The organism is Syntrophomonas sp. UBA5494 (assembly GCF_002426325.1).
The window spans coordinates 1-18,583 of the sequence record NZ_DIPG01000116.1 but is presented as its reverse complement, the minus strand read 5'-3'; the positions used below and the strand labels follow the sequence as shown (position 1 = coordinate 18,583).

The window sequence follows — 18,583 nt, the reverse complement described above, 5'->3', positions numbered from 1 at the left end:
GCGGAGGCGGCTCCAGCGGGGAGCGCTCATCCACCCAACCGGATTACCAGGCAGACGTTTCGGGAGGCGGAACCCTTCCCGTTACCATAAACTCCTCTGCGCGTAACGCTTCTGTCAATATAAACGAGCAGCTGGGCAGCAGTATTATGAACGGCAGCCACGAGATAATCACCATGCCCTCCATACCGGGCATCAGCAGCTACACCCTGGGCATCCCCGTGGCCTACCTTACCACCCCCGGCGGCGGTACGCTGACCTTCAGGACCGGAGCCGGGAGCATCACCCTACCCGCGGATATGATGGCCGGCATCCCCGGTGCGGAAGGCAAAAAAGCTGCCATCACCATCGGTGTAGGTGATAAATCTGCCCTACCCCAAGAGATAAAGGATGCCATCGGCGACCGGCCGCTGATTGAGATTTCCCTGACCCTGGACGGGGAACCGGCCAGCTGGAACAATCCCAACGCACAGGTAACTATCTCCATACCCTATGAGCCCACCGCTGAGGAACTGGCTCATCCGGAAAGTATAGTTATCTGGTACATCGACGGCAATGGTAATGCAGTCTGCGTACCCAACGGGCACTACGACCCGGATACGGGAACCGTTACCTTTACCACTACCCACTTCAGTCTCTATGCGGTAGCCTATAACCTTGTAAGCTTCAGCGACGTACCGGCAGGTGCATGGTATGCAGGTGCAGTAAGCTTTATTGCCGCAAGGGATATCACCAGGGGTACGGGGGACGGCAGATTCAGCCCCGCAGCAAATCTTACCCGCGCCGAATTCATAGTACTGCTGATGAAAGCATACGGTATTGCTCCTGACACCAACCCGAATGATAACTTCTCCGATGCAGGCAATACCTGGTACACCAACTACCTGGCCGCGGCCAAGAGACTGGGCATAACCTCAGGGATAGGCAATAACCAGTACGCACCGGATAAAGAGATCACCCGGCAGGAGATGTTCACCCTGCTCTGCAACACCCTAAAGGTAATCGGCCAACTGCCCGCCGGCAATTCCGGCAGGCTGCTCTCCGACTTCAGCGACTCCGGGGATATCGCCTCCTGGGCAAAAGACTCCCTGGCACTGGTGGTACAAACCGGCATAGTTAGCGGCAGCAGTGGCAGACTGAAGCCTGCCGGGCTTACCACCCGGGCAGAAATGGCCCAGGTACTGTATAACCTGCTGGGGGAATAGTCATTTAAGCGTGTCATTGCTGTGAAAATGCTTCTCACCTAAATGGTAGTGTGACAGTAGGTTTGCCATGAGCACCTTAGTGGAGAGTCCGATATAGTCGGTGAAGATGGGCGGAAGAAGGGGGGCGAGGGACAGGATGTCCCAAGAGGGCTACCAAAACAGGATGTTTTGTTTAGCCCGGTACCCCCTGAGTCGCACATCGAGCCGTTACTATATTCGTGAAGCATTATAATAAGAAAGCACTGGCCCCGGCACTGGTGGTCATTTTAGTATAATGCTGATGTTGCAGCCGCCTGTGATGGCTCCGGCGGGGATCTCATCGGGATGGACGGTTGTGGGCAGGGCCGGGTTTTCCATTGGTGAAGCGGATAGTATATCCCTGGATATAGACAGCAGCGGGACGGCGTATGTAGCATATAGTGATTGGGGCAATGGCGGAAAAGCGACGGTAATGAAATATGACGGCACTGACTGGGTGGCAGTGGGTAGTCCGGGTTTTTCGGCAGCTAGAGCGGATTACATCTCCCTGGCGCTGGACGGCAACGGAAATCCTTACCTGGCTTATATGGACGGAAACGATAATGGGAAAGCAACGGTAATGCGGTATCTGCCTGACACGACTGCTCCGCACTTGACCGCGGGCGGCGTCAGCCGGAACTCGGACAGTGAAGGCACAGTCAAATTTACTTCGGACGAAGCGGGTCAATACTATTACCAGGTGGTGGCAGCCGGTGATGCTCCGCCCGCTATTGACAGCAGCGGGCCGGGGATTGCCTGCGGCACCAGTGAGGAGACCATTAACCTTGTCGGCCTAAACGCGGGGGGCCATGATATCTACATAATAGTCAAGGATGAGGCCGGGAACGTCAGTGATGCATTAAGAATAGCTATACCCGCCCTGTTATCAGGAGTACCGGTATTATCGGCCACCCCGGGCAACAGCCGGGTGAATCTCAGCTGGACTCCGGCAGAGGGCTCAGTATCCTACTCGGTGTACCAGAGCACTGTTTCAGGAGTCCTATGATGAACTATCTGCCTCCTGGGGAACGGTATCCGGCTCCTATATAAGCGTAACTGTGGATCATATTACCAAATATGTAATGATGGCGAAAAAGGTAACTGCCGAGCCGCCGACTCAACTACCTGAGGCTGAACATCGCACCAGCTTTACCGATCTGGACAGCCACTGGGCCCAAAATACGGTAGAAAAGCTCGCCGGCCTGGGGGTTATCGGAGGTTATCCGGACGGCAGTTTTAGGCCGGACGCCAATATCACCCGGGCTGAATTTACCACCATGCTGGTCAAGGCTTTGAACCTGCAAGCAACTGGCAGCGTCAAGAGTTTTAGCGACACCGTTGGCCATTGGGCCCAAAGCAGCATTGCCACTGCAGCGGCTTTGGGGATAGTGGGCGGCTATACCGACAACAGCTTCAAACCTGATCAGCCTATCACCAGGGAAGAGATGGCGGTTATAATCACAAAATCCTTGAAGCTGGCAGAGGTTCCTGGTGAGACCGGATTTGTCGACAATAGGCTGATTTCTTCCTGGGCTAGGGGAAGTGTTCGGGCAGCAGTAAACACTGAAATAATGAATGGTTACCCAGACAACAGTTTTAACCCCCAGGGCAATACCACCAGGGCGGAAGCTGCTACGGTGATATGGAACATCATGATATGACTCCCGGTGAGTTTTAAGTATATTGACACCTGTTTGGAACTATAAGGCCTCGAGTACGCGCTCGAGGCCTTTGCTATGGCATCCACAGATTTTTAATGTGGAAAAGGATCTGTACTCTTTTCGATGAAGGTCAGCCCATGGTGGAGTTGTTGGCCCGCTATATGAAATGGAAAGGCAGACGCACAGGGATGAACGCTATGAATATGCCAAAAGACTTTTCTGTCTATGTGTAAAGAGTATTCCACACGAGGCACGGGGACGGTTCGAGACCACTGAAAAAGCACCATAAATGTCTTCCAGAGGAGCCACAGGCGACGAAGGATCTTTTGCGAAAGTCCGTATATGGGGTTTTCAAGCAACTAGATTCTTCACTATCGTTCAGAATTTGCACGCGCTAAACGCACCACGGTAAACGAAAAGTCTTGCCTGTCATCGCACCCTAACGGGCACCACTTATTTCAATTCCCTTCAGGAACATTACTAAGGTTGCACCCTTGCGGGCACCACTTATTTCAATTCCCTTCAGGAATACTTCATTACTAAGGTTGCACCCTTGCGGGCACCACTTATTTCAATTCCCTTCAGGAATACTTCATTACTAAGGTTGCGAGCGAAGCGCGGCGATCTCTATCACTATCTACGGTTTAAGTTTGGAGATTGCCGCGTCGCTACGCTCCTCTCCTCGCAATGACAGGGCGGAAGCATTTTCATAGCAATGACAGGAAAGAGATGAGTTTTTCAGTAGTCTCGAACCGCCCCCCCTGGTCGCCCCTAAGCGATAGCGAAGAGTCTTGTAGATGCCCTAGATCCTTCGCTACCGCTCAGGATGACATTTACAAAGTCACCATGGTAATTCAGGAATAGTACATTATCTCCATTCCTTTCATAAAGCCCAGCAAGAATTGTATCCACACACAAGAGACACCCGCTGTTTGTGCCCTCTTGTTCCAAATTGCACTCCTCACTATTGATTCTTGACTATTTCGGTAGGAATTGTATACTATTGATTAGCTGAGAATTATTGGGTCGAAGGAGAGTGGGGAGATGGCTTCTTTGGAGATTTATAGACCAAGAGAAATAACCAGTTATGATCAAGGGGCTTTTACTACCAAAGAAGTCCCGGTGGTGCAAGAAACCCCTCTGACCCTGTTTCTTAATCATGCTGAATTAGTTACGATGGTGTGTTCCCCGGGCGCATACCAGGAACTGGGAGCGGGATTTCTGGTCAGCGAAGGTTTAGTACAGCAGCCCTCGGATATTGTTGGAATGTCCTTAAGGGAGGAAGTGGGGGTATTACAGATCGAAACCAGCTGTCCCATTCCCCAGACCGGAACTTTTTTGCGTAGACACATAGCCAGCTGTTGCGGCAAGAGCCGCGCGGGCCTTTACTTTATCAATGATGCCCGCCAACTGAAGCCGATCGAAAGTGATACCTGCTATTCAGCCCAACACTTGCTGCAGATCATCAATTTGCTGGAAGAACGCTCCAGTACTTTTCGGCTGACCGGGGGCGTACACAGTGCCGCCCTGGCTGATCAAAACGGTATTCTTTGCATGTATGAAGATATAGGTCGGCACAATGCCGTGGACAAGGTTTTGGGCTACGCTTTTCTAAATGAGATCAACACCGAAGACAAATGCCTGCTCTTGAGCGGGCGGGTCGCCTCGGAAATCCTGATCAAAGCTGCGCGCGCCCATATTCCGGTGGTGTTGAGCCGAACCGCCCCCACCGGGTTGACTATAGATCTGGCCGAAGAACTGAACATTACCGTGGTCGGCTTCGCCCGTGGTGATCGTTTCAGCGTCTACAGCCACCCGGAAAGGGTCATCAGCTAAAGGAGATGGAAAAATGAATCAACCGGATAGTGTGGTAAGGGAAAGAATATTAGATCTTAAGAAGGAAAGATCTGTTTACATCATCGCTCATTATTATCAACGGCCCGAGATACAGGATATCGCCGATTTCGTAGGTGATTCCTATGCCATGGCAGTGGCGGCCAAAAACGCTCCCCTGGATACCATTCTGGTGGCGGGAGTAGATTTTATGGCTGAATCAGCGGCTATCCTGTGTCCTGACAAAAAGGTGCTCTCACCTGAGCCGAAGGCTACTTGCCCGATGGCCAACAGCATTACCGTCGCGGATGTCCAGAAATACAAACGATCCCATCCTGAAGCCATTATAGTGAGCTATGTCAATACCCCGGCGGAGATCAAGGCGGTGACCGACATCTGTGTGACTTCCTCTAATGCAGCTAAAATCATCGCCAAACTGCCCCAGGATGTGCCCATATTTTTCATACCCGATGAGAACCTGGGTAAATATATAACCAGCCAATTGAATCGGCCTATGGATATGTTTCCTTCCCGATGTCCGATTCACGCCGCGGTAACTGCAGCGGACATCCTGCAGCGGAAGCAAGAATATCCTGAGGCCGATGTACTCATCCATCCGGAGTGTGCCCCGGAGGTTATCGCCCTGGCTGACTTTGTGGGGAGCACTGCCGGCATAGTTGATTATGCCGCCAAGTCAGACAAAAACCAGTTTATTATCGGTACCGAATGCGGCATCATGCACAGGATCAACCAAGTCAGTACCGGCAAAGAGCTGATCCTGGCTAAGGAAGAGTTGATCTGTCCCAACATGAAAAGCATCACCCTGGATAAGATTCTATATTCGTTGGAAGCTATGGAAACCGTCATTTCAGTTCCGGAAGCGATACGATCCCGAGCAGCGGTTGCCTTGGAAAAAATGATTGCTTATGCTTCCTGATTTATCCACCAGGTCATTTGCTGATTGAGGAGGAGATGAAATGAAACTGTCAACCAAAGGGCGGTACGGATTGCGGGCCATGATCGATATGGCTTCGAGTGAAGACAACACCCCCATAGCTACTCGCTGCATAGCCGAACGGGAAGGATTATCAGAGCGTTATTTGGAACAATTGATGGTTCCTCTGAAGAGAGCCGGATTGATCAAGAGCGTGCGCGGCTCCCAGGGGGGATATATATTGGCGCGTGATCCCCAGGATATCACCGCTGGGGATATTATCCGGGTTCTGGAAGGTCCCATTGCACCGGTGGAATGTGTCAGTGAATTCAATCCGGAAAAGTGTACCCGCTCTGATATCTGTGTGACCCGCACTTTGTGGTCCCAAGTACGGGACTCGATCGCCCAAGTATTGGATTCATATACGCTGGCCGATTTAGCCCGGGAATCGCAGAGGATGCCGGCCAGTGAGATTTCGCATATAGATATAGATCATTAAGACAAACTTGACCTGTCAGGAGGAATAGAAAATGAAATCCATATATATGGATCATAGTGCCACCACCCCGGTAGATCCGGAAGTTCTTAACGCTATGATGCCCTACTATACCGATATATTCGGTAATTCTTCCAGCGTCCATTCCCAGGGCCAGAAAGCACACCGGGCTGTGGAAGAATCGCGGGAGAAAGTAGCCGCTTTGCTGGGAGCCAAACCAACTGAGATCATTTTTACCAGTGGGGGCACCGAAGCAGACAACCAGGCCATCATCTCCTATATGACCCACAACCGGACTAAAGGAAATCACATTATTACCTCAGCCATCGAACATCATGCTGTTCTGCATACCTGCGAGTTCATGGCCAAGCAGGGTTTTGAACTGACAGTCCTGCCGGTCAACTCCTATGGGGAAGTGGAACCAGACACGCTGCGGCAGGCCATTCGCCCCAATACGGCTCTGGTTTCCATCATGCATGGCAATAATGAGATCGGCACCATCGAACCCATTCAAGAACTGGCGGCTATCACCCATGAGTCAGGGGCGGTATTTCATACCGATGCTGTGCAGACAGTTGGCAAGATCCCTGTGGATGTGAATGATCTGGGGGTCGATCTGCTGTCGGCTTCCAGTCATAAACTGTACGGGCCCAAAGGAGTCGGTTGCCTTTATGCCCGCAAAGGTATTGGCATGGGGAGCTTTATGCACGGGGGGGCCCATGAACGCAACCTCCGGGCAGGAACAGTCAATGTACCGGGGGTGGTGGGATTTGGTAAAGCTGCCGCAATGGCTATGGAGAGACTTTGCAGCCAGGAAGCGCCCCTGGCCGGCCTGGCCAAGCGTTTGACCGATGGAATCTTCGCGGCTATCCCCAACACCAGGCTGACCGGTCACCCGGACAGAAGACTACCCGGCAGTGTCAGTGTTTGCTTCGATTATGTGGAAGGTGAATCCATCCTGCTGATGCTGGACAATTACGGGATCATGGCTTCCAGCGGTTCAGCCTGCACCTCGGGTTCCCTGGATCCTTCCCATGTATTGTTGGCTATCGGATTGCCCCATGAAACAGCCCATGGTTCATTGCGGATAACTATGGGCAAGGACAATACTGAAGAGGATGTCGATTATGTCCTGCAAGTTCTGCCGCCCATAATCAAAAACTTAAGAGCGATGTCACCCTTAGGAAAATAAAGGAGGCCAGATATATGCAGTATTCAGAGAAAGTAATGGATCATTTTATGAATCCTCGCAATGTGGGTAAAGTGGATAATCCCAGCGGAGTAGGTGAAGTGGGCAATCCTACCTGTGGCGATATCATGCATATTGAGATCGTGGTCAAGGACGACAAGATAGAGGATATCAAATTTCAAACCTTTGGCTGTGCTGCCGCCATTGCCACCAGCAGCATGGTGACCGAAATAGTTAAAGGCAAAACCCTGGAGGAAGCCGAGAAAATTACCAGCCGAACCGTAGCCGAGGCTCTGGACGGCCTGCCCCCGGTAAAAATGCACTGCTCCAATTTGGCCGCGGATGCCCTCCATGAAGCGATCAAGAGCTATCGCCAGGGCGGGGCAGCCTCAGCCAGTATAGAGAAAGGCTGCTGCCAAAATGGGCCGGACAGCTCCTGTGAAAAAGGCATGGAGATCCACCTGCCGAAATAATACTCCGGGGAAAAAAGCGATGCCCTTTTCCTAACACCTTAACCAAAACTCAAACGCGACTGGTTTTCGTCCAGCCGCGTTCATTGTTGTGGTCTATATTAAATTATCATTTCAATTCATCCAGGTCATAGGGAGTTTCCTGGTAAACATGATAATTCAACCAATTGGTGAACAGTAGGTTGGCATGACTGCGCCATTTGACCAGAGGCGGTTTGCTGGGATCATCATCGGGGAAATAGTTGCGGGGCACTTTGATATCCAAGCCCTTGGCTATATCGCGGTCATACTCCGCCTTCAGGCTCAAGGCATCATATTCGGAATGGCCGGTCACAAATATCAACCGGCCGTCCTTGGAGGAAACTATATAAACCCCCGCCTCTGGAGATTCAGCCAGCACCTCTAAATCCTCCACCTTTTCAACATCTTCGCGTCTGACCTCAGTGTGCCGGGAATGGGGTACGTAGAAATCGTCATCAAACCCTCTCAGCAGTGGAATATTTATACGGCTGCAGGTGTGACGAAACACCCCGAACATCTTTTCATCCAAGAGGTATTTGGGCACTCCGTAATGGTGGTAGAGGCCAGCCTGGGCACCTACACAGATATGCAAGGTGGAAAATACATTTTGCCGGCTCCAATCCATTATTTCGGTGAGCTCATCCCAATAGTTGAACTCTTCATATTCAAGCTGTTCTACGGGCGCCCCGGTTATGATCATGCCATCAAAACGCTGGTTTTTTACATCCGAAAATGTCTGGTAAAAATTCTCCAGATGCTCTTCAGAGGTATTTTTGGAAAGATGGCTCTCGGTATGAAGGAGGGCAATTTCCAACTGCAAGGGTGTATTACTCAGCAACCGCAACAACTGAGTCTCGGTGACGCTTTTGACGGGCATCAGGTTGAGAATTGCTATCCGCAACGGCCTAATATCCTGGGTAAAGGCGCGCTGTTCACCCATGGCGAAAATATTTTCATTGTTTAATATTTCAACTGCCGGAAGATCATCCGGTATTTTTACGGGCATCATACCCACCTCCTTCTGTGAACTTTTCTAAATATCCTGGAATAGAGGGGTAGATAGATATCTTTCCCCGGTGTCAGGAAGTAAAACTACCATGGTCTTGCCCTGGTTCTCCGGGCGCTTGGCGATCTCAGTAGCAGCGTAGGCGGCTGCGCCAGATGATATCCCCACCAGCAGACCCTCATGTTGGGACAGGCTCCGCGCGGTATTAAAAGCATTTTCGTTTTTGACCTTGAATATTTCATCAATTACTTCCTGGTTCAATACCTGGGGAACAAAGCCGGCCCCAATGCCCTGGATCTTATGCGGGCCAGGTGTACCTCCTGACAGAACTGGCGAATCGAAAGGTTCTACCGCCACTACCTTGACCTCTGCCTTTTTGGATTTGAGCAATTCACCAACGCCGGTTATGGTTCCACCGGTTCCCACCCCGGCCACAAATATATCCACCTGCCCATCGGTGTCGTTCCAGATCTCCACTCCGGTAGTCTGGCGATGAATGGCCGGGTTGGCCGGATTTTCAAACTGCTGCAGCATGATGGCGTTTTCCATTTGCGTGGTCAGCTCTTGAGCCTTGGCAATGGCTCCCGCCATACCTTGGGGGCCGGGAGTCAGAACCAATTCAGCTCCCAGGGCTTGTAGCAAGTTTCTGCGTTCCATGCTCATGGTTTCAGGCATGGTCAATATAAGCCGGTAACCGCGAGCAGCAGCCACAAAAGCCAGGGCGATCCCGGTATTGCCGCTGGTAGCCTCGATAATGACAGTATTCTTGTGCAGCAATCCCCTATCTTCGGCATCTTTTATCATGGCATGACCGATGCGGTCTTTCACGCTGCCGGCTGGATTGAAATACTCTAATTTTGCCAGTAGCCTGGCTTTCAAATTATTGGCCTGGTTGTAATTGACCAGTTCCAAAAGGGGTGTGTTACCAATTAAATCAGTTAAGTTTGTGGCGATTTTAGTCATGTTTTCTCTCCTATACATAGTCTGGTTATATTTTCATTCCTGCTTCAGCTTCTATACCTGAGCGGCTTTAGCCAAAGCCTGGTCAAGGTCATAGAGCAAATCATCTACGTCTTCGATGCCGATCGATAGCCTGATTTGATCAGGGGTTACTCCGGCAGCCAGCAGTTCTTCGCCAGATAGCTGTGAATGGGTGGTGCTGGCAGGATGAATGACCAGTGATCTCACGTCAGCCACGTTGGCCAAGTGAGAGAATATCTGCAAGCTCTCGATGAACCTAACCCCAGCCTCGATTCCTCCTTTGATACCAAAGGTAAATATGGAACCACAACCAAGGGGCAGGTACTTCTGAGCCAGGTCAAAGTATTTACTGCCTGCCAGGCTGGGATAATTCACCCAGGCAACCTGGGGATGAGCCTGCAGATACTGAGCTATCTTTTGGGCATTGGCAACGTGCCTCTCCACCCGCAACGATAGAGTCTCCAATCCCTGCAATAACAGGAAGGCATTAAATGGGCTCAAGCAGGCCCCGGTATTACGGAGCAGTCCCACCCGCGCTTTCAATATATAGGCTGCTGCCCCTACGTCATCCACATATCTCATACCATGATAGCTGGGATCAGGTTCGGTAAGACCGGGAAACTTACCGCTGGCTGCCCAATCGAATTTGCCTGCATCGATTATGATGCCGCCGAGGGAGTTCCCATGTCCGCCAATGAATTTGGTCGCTGAATGAACTACAATATCCGCCCCAAATTCAATCGGCCTGATCAGGTAGGGGGTGCCAAAAGTATTGTCAATAATTAGAGGAATGCCGTTCTCATGGGCAATATTCGCCACCGCCTCAATATCGATAAGATTGATACTTGGGTTGCCAATGGTCTCTATGTATAGAGCCTTGGTCTTTTCGTTGATAGGCCGACGAAAATTCTCAGGATCGTCAGGATCGACGAAATTGACTTTGATACCGAAAGTCTTGAAGGTATCTGCGAACATATTATAGGTTCCACCATAAAGCGTGCTGGCGGATACGATCTCGTCTCCGCAGGAGGCAATATTTAAAATCGAGTACATGATGGCCGCTGATCCCGAAGCCGTAGCCAAACCGCCTACTCCACCCTCCAGGGCAGCTACCCGCTGTTCGAAAACATCGGTAGTCGGATTCATGATGCGGGTATAGATGTTGCCCGCTTCTTTCAAGGCAAACAGATCGGCAGCATGCTGGACGTTCTTAAAAACATAGGAGGTCGTCTGGTAAATCGGAACTGCCCGTGAGCCCGTGGTAGGATCAGCCTCCTGTCCGGCATGGATCTGAAGGGTATCAAATCTTAATCTTCTTTCGGTCATAATACAGCCCCCTTAATTCCTAGTAAACCAATCTGATTGATCAATAATAGCTTTTCATACTTGTCCATGTCAATAGGGGAACCAGGGGGGGGAACCAGGGGGACGGTTCTTGTGGTTGCAATGAGTCAATGGAATTTGGTATTATAAGCCAGAGGTGGTTCGATATGCCAAGAGCTGGTAGAAAACAGAGCGAAAGCGGAATATATCATATTGTTTTGAGAGGGTCTAACAGGCAGACCATTTTTGAGGATGAAGAAGATGCAATAAAATTCCTGGAAACTTTACAAAGATATATGGATATCAGCGGCTATAAACTATATGCCTATTGCTTAATGGGAAATCATGTTCATTTACTACTCAAGGAAGAACAAGAAGAATTAGGAGTTATTATGCGGCGTATCGGTGCCAGCTATGTGTATTGGTATAATTTGAAATATCAACGATGCGGGCATTTATTTCAAGATAGATACAAAAGTGAACCTGTCGAAGATGATAGATATTTTTTGACTGTCTTAAGATATATACACCAAAACCCATTAAAGGCTGGGATAGTAAACGATATTGCTGACTACAAATGGAGCAGTTATCCGGAATATATGGGAAGTAGTAAAATGATCGAAACCGATTTTGCACTCCAGCTGTTTAATGACGACAAGAAGAAGGCCATTGCGAGTTTTGCAGAATTTCATGAAATAGCCAGAGATGACACATGCCTCGATATGAATGTCAGAAGAAGAATATTGGATGAGGAGGCTATTAGTATCATTAAAACAACATGCAATATCAACCAGTGTTCAGATGTTGAAAAATTGGAAAGAGACAAAAGGGATAGATATTTGAAGGCATTAAAAGAAAAAGGACCGTCAACAAGACAGTTGGCCAGGCTAACGGGAATTAGCAGAAAAATTATATTAAAGGCGTAACGGCATAACCATATTCGAACCGCAAGAACCGTCCCCCTGGTTCGCCCCCTGGTTCGCCCCCTGGTTCGCCGGATGGAGAAAAATGTAAATAGGTGCTGCTTCAATGACAAATGAAAGGCAGCAAAAAGAACGTCCCCGTGCTTCTTCAGAGTCCTACTAGAGAGGGGCAAATGCTCAACTGAATTTTGTGCTTGGAGTGAATAACATATGACCTACTGGAACACAGCAGTCTGCGAAACGAACGGAATTAACATACACTACACAAGAACCGGGGGAAATAAACAGCCATTAGTTTTGTTGCATGGATTAATGGCTAATGGCCTGTGCTGGACAGGTTTGGCACGGGCCTTGGAGAATGAATTTGATGTAATCATGCCTGATGCCAGGGGACATGGCAATTCGAGCGCACCAGACTTTGGATACCGATATGAGGACCATGCCAACGATGTTGTAGGTTTGATAAATGCCTTGAAGCTGACTCCTCCGATCCTGCTTGGACATTCCATGGGAGGGATGACTGCAGCTGTGGTTGCAAATCGTAAACCAAATTTACTCCGTGGCCTGGTCTTAGCTGATCCTACATTCTTGAGCCCAGAAGTTCAACGAGAAGTCTGCGATAGTGGAGTCGCTGATCAGCATCGACGAATGCTTACCATGTCATTCAGTGAAGTGGTAGCAGACGCACGGAATAGGCACCCTGATCGGTCAGCGGAGACCCTTGAACTGTTTGCACGAGCACGACTTCAAACAAGCATGGCCGCCTTTGGCGTTCTTACCCCACCGAACCATGACTATAAGATGTTAGTGAGTGCAATTGACGTACCAAGCCTCATCGTATTTGGTGATAAAGGTGTGGTTTCGTCTGCTGATGCCGAAGAGCTGCAAAGGCTTAATTCAAGACTTCAGGCAGTACAAGTTCGGGAAGCTGGCCACAGTGTCCACTTAGACCAGCCTGAACGCTTTGCGGCTGTCGTCAGATCTTTCATACGGTCAATTGGAACGGCCATTGATTCATGAATGGGGTAAACTAGAACCTATTGGAGATTGGGAACCAGAGGGGAACCAGAGGAACCAGAGGGACGGTTCTTGCGGTTGCATGAGTTAATGTAGTTGCTATTATAAGCCTGAGGTGGTTCAATGTGCCAAGAAATGGTAGAAAACTGAGTGAAAGAGGAATATTGGGAAGTAGTAAATTGATCGAAACTTTACAGCCGTTTAGAAGAGGCTATTGCAGGTTTTGCAGAATAGGAATGTCAGAAGATTAATATTGGATGAAGAAGGCTATTAGTATCATTAAAACAGCATGCAATCTCAACCAGTGTTCAGATGTTGAAAAATTGGGAAGAGACAAAACGGATAGATATTTGAAGGCAATAAAAGAATAAGGGCTGTCAGCAAGACAGTTGGCCAGGCCAACGGGAATTAGCAGAAGTATTATATTAAAGCCGTAACGGCATAACCATATCGAACCGCAAGAACCGTCCCCCTGGTTCACCTCGAACCGCAAGAACCGTCCCCCTGGTTCACCCCTGGTTCACCAAAATAACAGCCAGGGCAGATCTATTTTGCCCTGGCTGTTCCTGTTAATCATCGTCTTTGGGTAAGTTTCAGATCAATTGCTTATGGTATGGCTATAAATGTATGACCATAACGGTTGGCATAAGCCTCGGCTGCTGAGCCACGTACCCCACGTATAATGAACTGTTCAGGTTTTTGAGCTGCTGTCGAGGTGCCCAGGTTACCCCAAAAAGCAGCCGGACCAATATAAGTTACACTCCCAGGTATGGTTACCTCTTTAAGCTGGTTCCAGGAGAACGCACCAGACGTAATCCAGGTCACCGTGTCGGGGATAACCACAGAGGTAAGACCCAGCCCTTCAAAGGCTCCTATGCTTACGGCATCAAATGGATCTTCACGATAAGCATTGATGCGGGTAACTGGATATCCTCCTAGTTTTTTCGGAATCACAACATCCTTAGGTCCACTTGAACTGTATCTATCAATTTGTGCACTACCACCATAGGATGGTACCCAATACTGAAAATAGCGTTCAGGAGTATAGTATAAGGGGGCTTTTAGATCTAATTGAATAGTGTTTCCGCTGGCCTCAGACCAGTCAATGGTAGCGTGGCTGGCTTTTGAGCCATTGACCTCAAGCCATATTTCCTTTCCACTATTCAAGGCGTTTTCAATATCAGCCCGCTCAATCACGAGGTAATCCCCGTCATTACCATATTCGCCAGCGGTAAACTTTTTCGTAGCTTTGAGCTGACCGCCAATTATTACGTCAATATAACCTTCGGGAATCGGACTACCATCGAGAAGCGGATTGCTGTAAGTTATCGATCCGTAAAAACGGGCTGGATCCTTCCGTTGGAAACAGGCATTCACCGTGATGTCCTGATCCATGACAATCGTAATATCGGAGGTATCATAGGTCGTAGTTCCGCCATCGCTTACTACTTCCCATTTTACAAAATCCCAATTTTGATCCAGGGGAGTCTGGCTCAGTTGTAATTCAGTACCCAATGGATAAACATGCTTTCCTGCTACAGGCTCGATTGTACTCTGACCATAAACTGCCGCTTGAACCGTACCCTGACCCTGAATATTAACAGTCAGTATCTTTAATGGAGCCATTTCCAGGAATGTATGGCCATTGTTGTCGGCATAAGTCTCGGCTGCCGAACCTGATACTCCGTAAATGGTTAAGTCAGTTGACTTGCTTTGATTATAAGCGAATGCACTAGTGTCAATAGTGGTCACACTGGCCGGAATGACTACCGCATTAAGCTTATTACTGGAAAAAGCTGAGTATCCAATAGTGGTCACACTGGACGGAAAGAATATAATTTGCAGTTTATTAGTAGTGAAGGCAAAGTCTCCAATACTTTCAACACCATCCGGGATAACCAGTGAAGTCAGCTGACTGCGTGAAAAAGCACTGGAGCCAATACTCTTCAAGTTGGAAGGTAGGGATAACGACTGTATAGGATTCGAGCTGAAAGCATAGTCTTTAATACTGGTTATTCCTTCCGGGATAACCAGTGAAGTCAGCTGATTGTTTGAAAAAGCGCTGGAGCCAATACTCGTCAGGGTGGAGGGAAGGGATAACGACTGTATAGAATTCGAACTGAAAGCATAGTCTCCAATACTGGTTACTCTTTCCGGGATAACCAGTGAAGTCAGTTTATTGCGCCCAAATGAACTGGGGCCTATACTGGTCAAGGTGGAGGGAAGGACTATGGACTGCAGTTGATTAGCATTGAAGGCACCGTCCCCAATGCTTATAACCCCTTCCGGGATATCCAGTACAGTCAGCTTATTGCCAGAAAAAGCGCTTTTGCCAATGCTTGTTACACTGGAGGGGAGTTCTAATACCATCAGGTTTTTCTGGCTAAAAGCAAAATCCCCAATACTGGTTACCGGATAGCCCCCTAAAGTATCCGGAATGTATAAATACTGAGGCCCATTATTGCTATAAGCGGTAATTTTGGCTTGTCCATCAGTTAAGATATAGGTAAGATATGGTTCGAGGTCTGCCCCTTCTCCTGGAATCACACTGCCCAGCGGGGGATCATCGCTGCCACCTGAATCGCCACTGCCCCCTCCGCTTGAATCACCGCTTCCGCTTTCTTCCGTTTTTGGTGGATCGGCAACAGCATTACCCTCCTGGAGTTCTTTACCGCCTACACTGGCTGTTACCCCGGGCGCCACTATTGTGGTAGCCGGAACTGATTCAATTACTACATTATTGGAATTTATGTTGGCCGTCTCAATCTCACCCTCGCCATTGATCTGGGCACTTCCATAAATGTTTAAGGTAACGACCCGGGATGACTCCTCCAGGTAGACTACCGCATCATCAACACCCTGGCTAATGTTTAATTCGTCAATGGTTCCGTGCAGTTCCAGGTTAATGTTGGCTTGCATAGCCAGCGTGCTGAAATCACCCTCCAGCCTGAGCGTGGCGCCAGGGGGGATCTCTCGAGTTATCATGATCGTCTCAAAGCCCGTACCGGTCGTTTCAATTTCAACCAGGGTAGCACCTGAGGCCAGCTGAATAACCTGAACACTGGTATTGCCTGTGGCTACAATCCGTACTCCATCCTTGCTTATGGTAAGATGGGGCAGGCTGCTGTCTTCCAGCGTAATGCTGTTGGAGCCACCGCCTTTTACGATGGTATTTCCTTTTACTGATACATTCTTAAGTTTGACATCACCATCGCCAATGCCGACCGCCAGCAGGAGATTCCCGTTAATAGTAGTGTTTTGCAATGTTATACCGGCATTGCTGATAACCACATTGCCATCGATAGTTTTGCTCCCTGATTCAGGCCCAAAGGTTGTCGCTTGGCCATAAACCACTATAGTACCGGTATTTTTTACAGCCTGCTCAATGATTACCATAGCCTCAGCGCGAGTTACCGATCGGGTGGGCCGGAAGGTCTGGTCAGGATAACCCTTCAATATGCCCTGGGCAAAAACCGTTTCCACATAAGGCCGGGACCAATCCGCCAGCTGTTCATAATCTTCCAGTTCAGATAAAATGTTATCTTGGCTGTCTGCCTCCAAAGTCAACAGCTGGGCAATCATGACCGCCGCTTGTTCACGGGTAATAGTGGTGTCGGGCTCGAACGCTTTCGGGCTGGATCCGCTGATATAGCCTAAGTTATAGGCTGCGGCAATATCGGAGTAATTCCATTGATCTTTGGCAACATCTTGAAACACCGAACTATATCCATCATTGGAGATTCCCCAGGCTCGATTGACCATGCTAACAAATTCAGCTCTAGTAACCGGGTTGTCTGGTCGTACAGTGTTATCTTCATATCCTTTAATTAAACCTTGGTCTATCCACTTTGAAATAGTGGAAGCTGCCCAGTGTCCGTTAAAATCTTTTAATGTTGTTTCCGCTGGGACTGCCCCCACGAAAACCAAGCTCATGGTGGTGACTAGCAACCATGTTACCAGTAACGTTTTACGCAACAAATTAATTCCTCCTTCTATAACGAATCTTGTCAGAAACACACAAAAATGTTGCAAAATGTAGTAAATGATAGTAATAAAATAATGTTATTATTCTATAATTGACCTGTTTCTCCTCTTGGAATTAAACAACGAACACAAGGGGACGATCCGAGACCACTGAAAAAGTACCAAAAATTCCGTTAGAGTATGTGTAAATATACTAGTGACCGTTGGCAGAACTTTCGGTTAGAGTGTAGAGATTGCCGCGCTACGCTCGCAACATAATAACTGTAACATTACCGGAGGGAATTGAAATCAGTAGTCCCCGCAGGGGGCAATGACAGCTTTCTAGTGTCATTGCACCCTGCGGGCACCACCGATACTCCCTAGCGGTCGCGATTAATGTTGCGAGGAGCGCCAGCGACGCGGCAATCTCAATCAATCCTTGCTCTTAATATCTTTTAACCTACTTTTTCAGCAGTCTCGGACGATCCCCCTGTGCGTTCAGGCATTTCCAACCTCAGCATATTTCTAAACATGGAAAAATACTGAGGTCTGTAGTATATTAAAAAACAATATGGGGGATACCATGCTGGTATAAAAGGGTGATAAAAAATGGGACATAATATAGAAAACAGGCAAAATGATATTATAGAGTCGTTTCAATCGCTCTTTGGTAAAGAAGAACTGCTTGCTAGGGTCATCGAGTTCTTCCCCTATCCAATCCAGATTTTCTCCCTTGACGGGACAGCGCGGATGATTAACAAAGCGGTGCTGGAAATGATGGGCATAAAAAGCGTGGAAGCTCATGTGGGAAAATACAATGTTTTTGAGGATCCCATCGTGCGCGAGCTTGGCGTTATGGATCAGGTCAGGCAGGTATTGACAGGCAAAACCGTATATCTGACCGATTTCAATGCGCCCTACCAGGGTATGATCCGCTATTTTGATGTGGTGGACAGGGATATCCAGACCATAAGCTCAGATATTACCTGTTTCCCTTTGGTAAACGCTGATGGTGTGATAGAATGCTTTGCCGCCGTTTTTATCTTTAACAACATATACCGGGGGAAAGAAGAAATAGCATGGGGCAGACAATACATAGAAACTCATTGGCAGGAACCCTTTGACTTGGGCGAAACGGCAAGGGCGGCTTGCCTCAGCAAGGCGCATTTTACAAAGCTGTTCAAAAAGCATACTGGCAAATCACCTCATGAGTATTATATCGATTATAAAATTGGCAAGGTGAAGGAGAAGCTGCTGGACACCAACCTTTCCATCGCCCAGGCCTTTGCCGCCTGCAATATGGATTATAACGGCCATTCCGCCAGAGTATTTAAAAATAAAACGGGCGTTTCCCCTTCCGCTTATCGGAAAATGTCAGATTAAAAAGAAACGAGGGCTAATCCATGAAAGATCAGGTTAAGGATGCACAAAGGAGCTTGGCAAAATCATTCCAGTCCCTTTTTAAGGAACAGGAACTGCTTGCGAAAGTAATCGAGTTCTTTCCCTATCCGATCCAGATTTTCTCCCTTGACGGGACGGCGAGGAT

Annotated in this window: 15 protein-coding genes; 11 read left to right on the top strand and 4 right to left on the bottom strand. The window is 48.7% G+C overall.

Annotated features, from left to right (window positions below; all coding sequences use genetic code 11):
- The 8 genes from B3W37_RS12965 to nifU all read left to right on the top strand — a co-directional run.
- Positions 1-1,202 (top strand): S-layer homology domain-containing protein (locus B3W37_RS12965; protein ID WP_483176080.1); only part of this gene is annotated, 1,202 nt, incomplete at its 5' end.
- A gap of 280 nt (positions 1,203-1,482) precedes the next feature.
- Positions 1,483-2,226, top strand: coding sequence for a hypothetical protein (locus tag B3W37_RS12960; RefSeq protein ID WP_483176079.1), 744 nt, complete (start codon positions 1,483-1,485; stop codon positions 2,224-2,226).
- Between the two features lie 52 nt (positions 2,227-2,278).
- Positions 2,279-2,881 carry an S-layer homology domain-containing protein gene (locus tag B3W37_RS12955; protein WP_483176078.1) on the top strand — a complete coding sequence of 201 codons (603 nt, stop codon included), beginning with the start codon at positions 2,279-2,281 and terminating at the stop codon, positions 2,879-2,881.
- A gap of 1,044 nt (positions 2,882-3,925) precedes the next feature.
- Entirely contained in the window at positions 3,926-4,717 is a 792-nt protein-coding gene (gene fdhD, locus B3W37_RS12950) for a formate dehydrogenase accessory sulfurtransferase FdhD (protein WP_483176077.1), read from the top strand.
- A 13-nt stretch (positions 4,718-4,730) separates the two neighbouring features.
- The gene (nadA, locus tag B3W37_RS12945; protein ID WP_483176076.1) at positions 4,731-5,651 is read left to right on the top strand and encodes a quinolinate synthase NadA; all 921 of its coding nucleotides are present in this window, start codon (positions 4,731-4,733) and stop codon (positions 5,649-5,651) included.
- A gap of 40 nt (positions 5,652-5,691) precedes the next feature.
- Complete coding sequence (locus B3W37_RS12940) at positions 5,692-6,147, top strand: RrF2 family transcriptional regulator (RefSeq protein ID WP_483176075.1); 456 nt, start codon at positions 5,692-5,694, stop codon at positions 6,145-6,147.
- A 31-nt stretch (positions 6,148-6,178) separates the two neighbouring features.
- Positions 6,179-7,336: a cysteine desulfurase NifS gene (nifS, locus tag B3W37_RS12935; RefSeq protein ID WP_483176074.1), complete on the top strand. Its 1,158-nt coding sequence runs from the start codon at positions 6,179-6,181 to the stop codon at positions 7,334-7,336.
- Between the two features lie 14 nt (positions 7,337-7,350).
- On the top strand, positions 7,351-7,806 hold the full coding sequence (nifU, locus tag B3W37_RS12930; RefSeq protein WP_483176073.1) for a Fe-S cluster assembly scaffold protein NifU: 456 nt from the start codon (positions 7,351-7,353) through the stop codon (positions 7,804-7,806).
- A gap of 106 nt (positions 7,807-7,912) precedes the next feature.
- Here nifU and metA read toward each other — a convergent pair whose 3' ends face one another.
- From metA to B3W37_RS12915, 3 genes are read right to left on the bottom strand one after another with little or no spacing between them, the layout of a single operon-like run.
- Positions 7,913-8,830 (bottom strand): homoserine O-acetyltransferase MetA, encoded by a 918-nt coding sequence (gene metA, locus B3W37_RS12925; protein WP_483176081.1) that lies wholly within the window; start codon positions 8,828-8,830, stop codon positions 7,913-7,915.
- Positions 8,831-8,857: 27 nt separating this feature from the next.
- On the bottom strand, positions 8,858-9,793 hold the full coding sequence (gene cysK / locus B3W37_RS12920; protein WP_483176072.1) for a cysteine synthase A: 936 nt from the start codon (positions 9,791-9,793) through the stop codon (positions 8,858-8,860).
- A 51-nt stretch (positions 9,794-9,844) separates the two neighbouring features.
- The gene (locus B3W37_RS12915; RefSeq protein ID WP_483176071.1) at positions 9,845-11,137 is read right to left on the bottom strand and encodes a homocysteine synthase; all 1,293 of its coding nucleotides are present in this window, start codon (positions 11,135-11,137) and stop codon (positions 9,845-9,847) included.
- 128 nt (positions 11,138-11,265) lie between these two features.
- Here B3W37_RS12915 and B3W37_RS12910 point away from each other — a divergent pair, with 128 nt between their 5' ends.
- The gene (locus B3W37_RS12910) at positions 11,266-12,060 is read left to right on the top strand and encodes a transposase (protein WP_483176070.1); all 795 of its coding nucleotides are present in this window, start codon (positions 11,266-11,268) and stop codon (positions 12,058-12,060) included.
- 207 nt (positions 12,061-12,267) lie between these two features.
- Positions 12,268-13,077 carry an alpha/beta fold hydrolase gene (locus B3W37_RS12905; protein WP_483176069.1) on the top strand — a complete coding sequence of 270 codons (810 nt, stop codon included), beginning with the start codon at positions 12,268-12,270 and terminating at the stop codon, positions 13,075-13,077.
- A 603-nt stretch (positions 13,078-13,680) separates the two neighbouring features.
- Here B3W37_RS12905 and B3W37_RS12900 read toward each other — a convergent pair.
- Entirely contained in the window at positions 13,681-17,049 is a 3,369-nt protein-coding gene (locus B3W37_RS12900) for a leucine-rich repeat protein (RefSeq protein ID WP_483176068.1), read from the bottom strand.
- A 738-nt stretch (positions 17,050-17,787) separates the two neighbouring features.
- Between B3W37_RS12900 and B3W37_RS12895 the strand changes: the two genes are divergently transcribed.
- Positions 17,788-18,420: a helix-turn-helix domain-containing protein gene (locus tag B3W37_RS12895; RefSeq protein WP_483176067.1), complete on the top strand. Its 633-nt coding sequence runs from the start codon at positions 17,788-17,790 to the stop codon at positions 18,418-18,420.
- Positions 18,421-18,583: the final 163 nt, after the last annotated feature.

Excerpts from the sequence above, each read along its gene's own strand:
- B3W37_RS12940 (WP_483176075.1), top strand. The coding sequence starts at position 5,692 with ATGAAACTGTCAACCAAAGGGCGGTACGGATTGCGGGCCATGATCGAT.
- B3W37_RS12895 (WP_483176067.1), top strand. The coding sequence starts at position 17,788 with ATGATTAACAAAGCGGTGCTGGAAATGATGGGCATAAAAAGCGTGGAA.
- B3W37_RS12960 (WP_483176079.1), top strand. The coding sequence starts at position 1,483 with ATGTTGCAGCCGCCTGTGATGGCTCCGGCGGGGATCTCATCGGGATGG.
- fdhD (WP_483176077.1), top strand. The coding sequence starts at position 3,926 with ATGGCTTCTTTGGAGATTTATAGACCAAGAGAAATAACCAGTTATGAT.
- metA (WP_483176081.1), bottom strand. The coding sequence starts at position 8,830 with ATGCCCGTAAAAATACCGGATGATCTTCCGGCAGTTGAAATATTAAAC.
- B3W37_RS12905 (WP_483176069.1), top strand. The coding sequence starts at position 12,268 with ATGACCTACTGGAACACAGCAGTCTGCGAAACGAACGGAATTAACATA.
- B3W37_RS12915 (WP_483176071.1), bottom strand. The coding sequence starts at position 11,137 with ATGACCGAAAGAAGATTAAGATTTGATACCCTTCAGATCCATGCCGGA.
- nadA (WP_483176076.1), top strand. The coding sequence starts at position 4,731 with ATGAATCAACCGGATAGTGTGGTAAGGGAAAGAATATTAGATCTTAAG.
- nifS (WP_483176074.1), top strand. The coding sequence starts at position 6,179 with ATGAAATCCATATATATGGATCATAGTGCCACCACCCCGGTAGATCCG.
- nifU (WP_483176073.1), top strand. The coding sequence starts at position 7,351 with ATGCAGTATTCAGAGAAAGTAATGGATCATTTTATGAATCCTCGCAAT.
- B3W37_RS12910 (WP_483176070.1), top strand. The coding sequence starts at position 11,266 with ATGGAATTTGGTATTATAAGCCAGAGGTGGTTCGATATGCCAAGAGCT.
- cysK (WP_483176072.1), bottom strand. The coding sequence starts at position 9,793 with ATGACTAAAATCGCCACAAACTTAACTGATTTAATTGGTAACACACCC.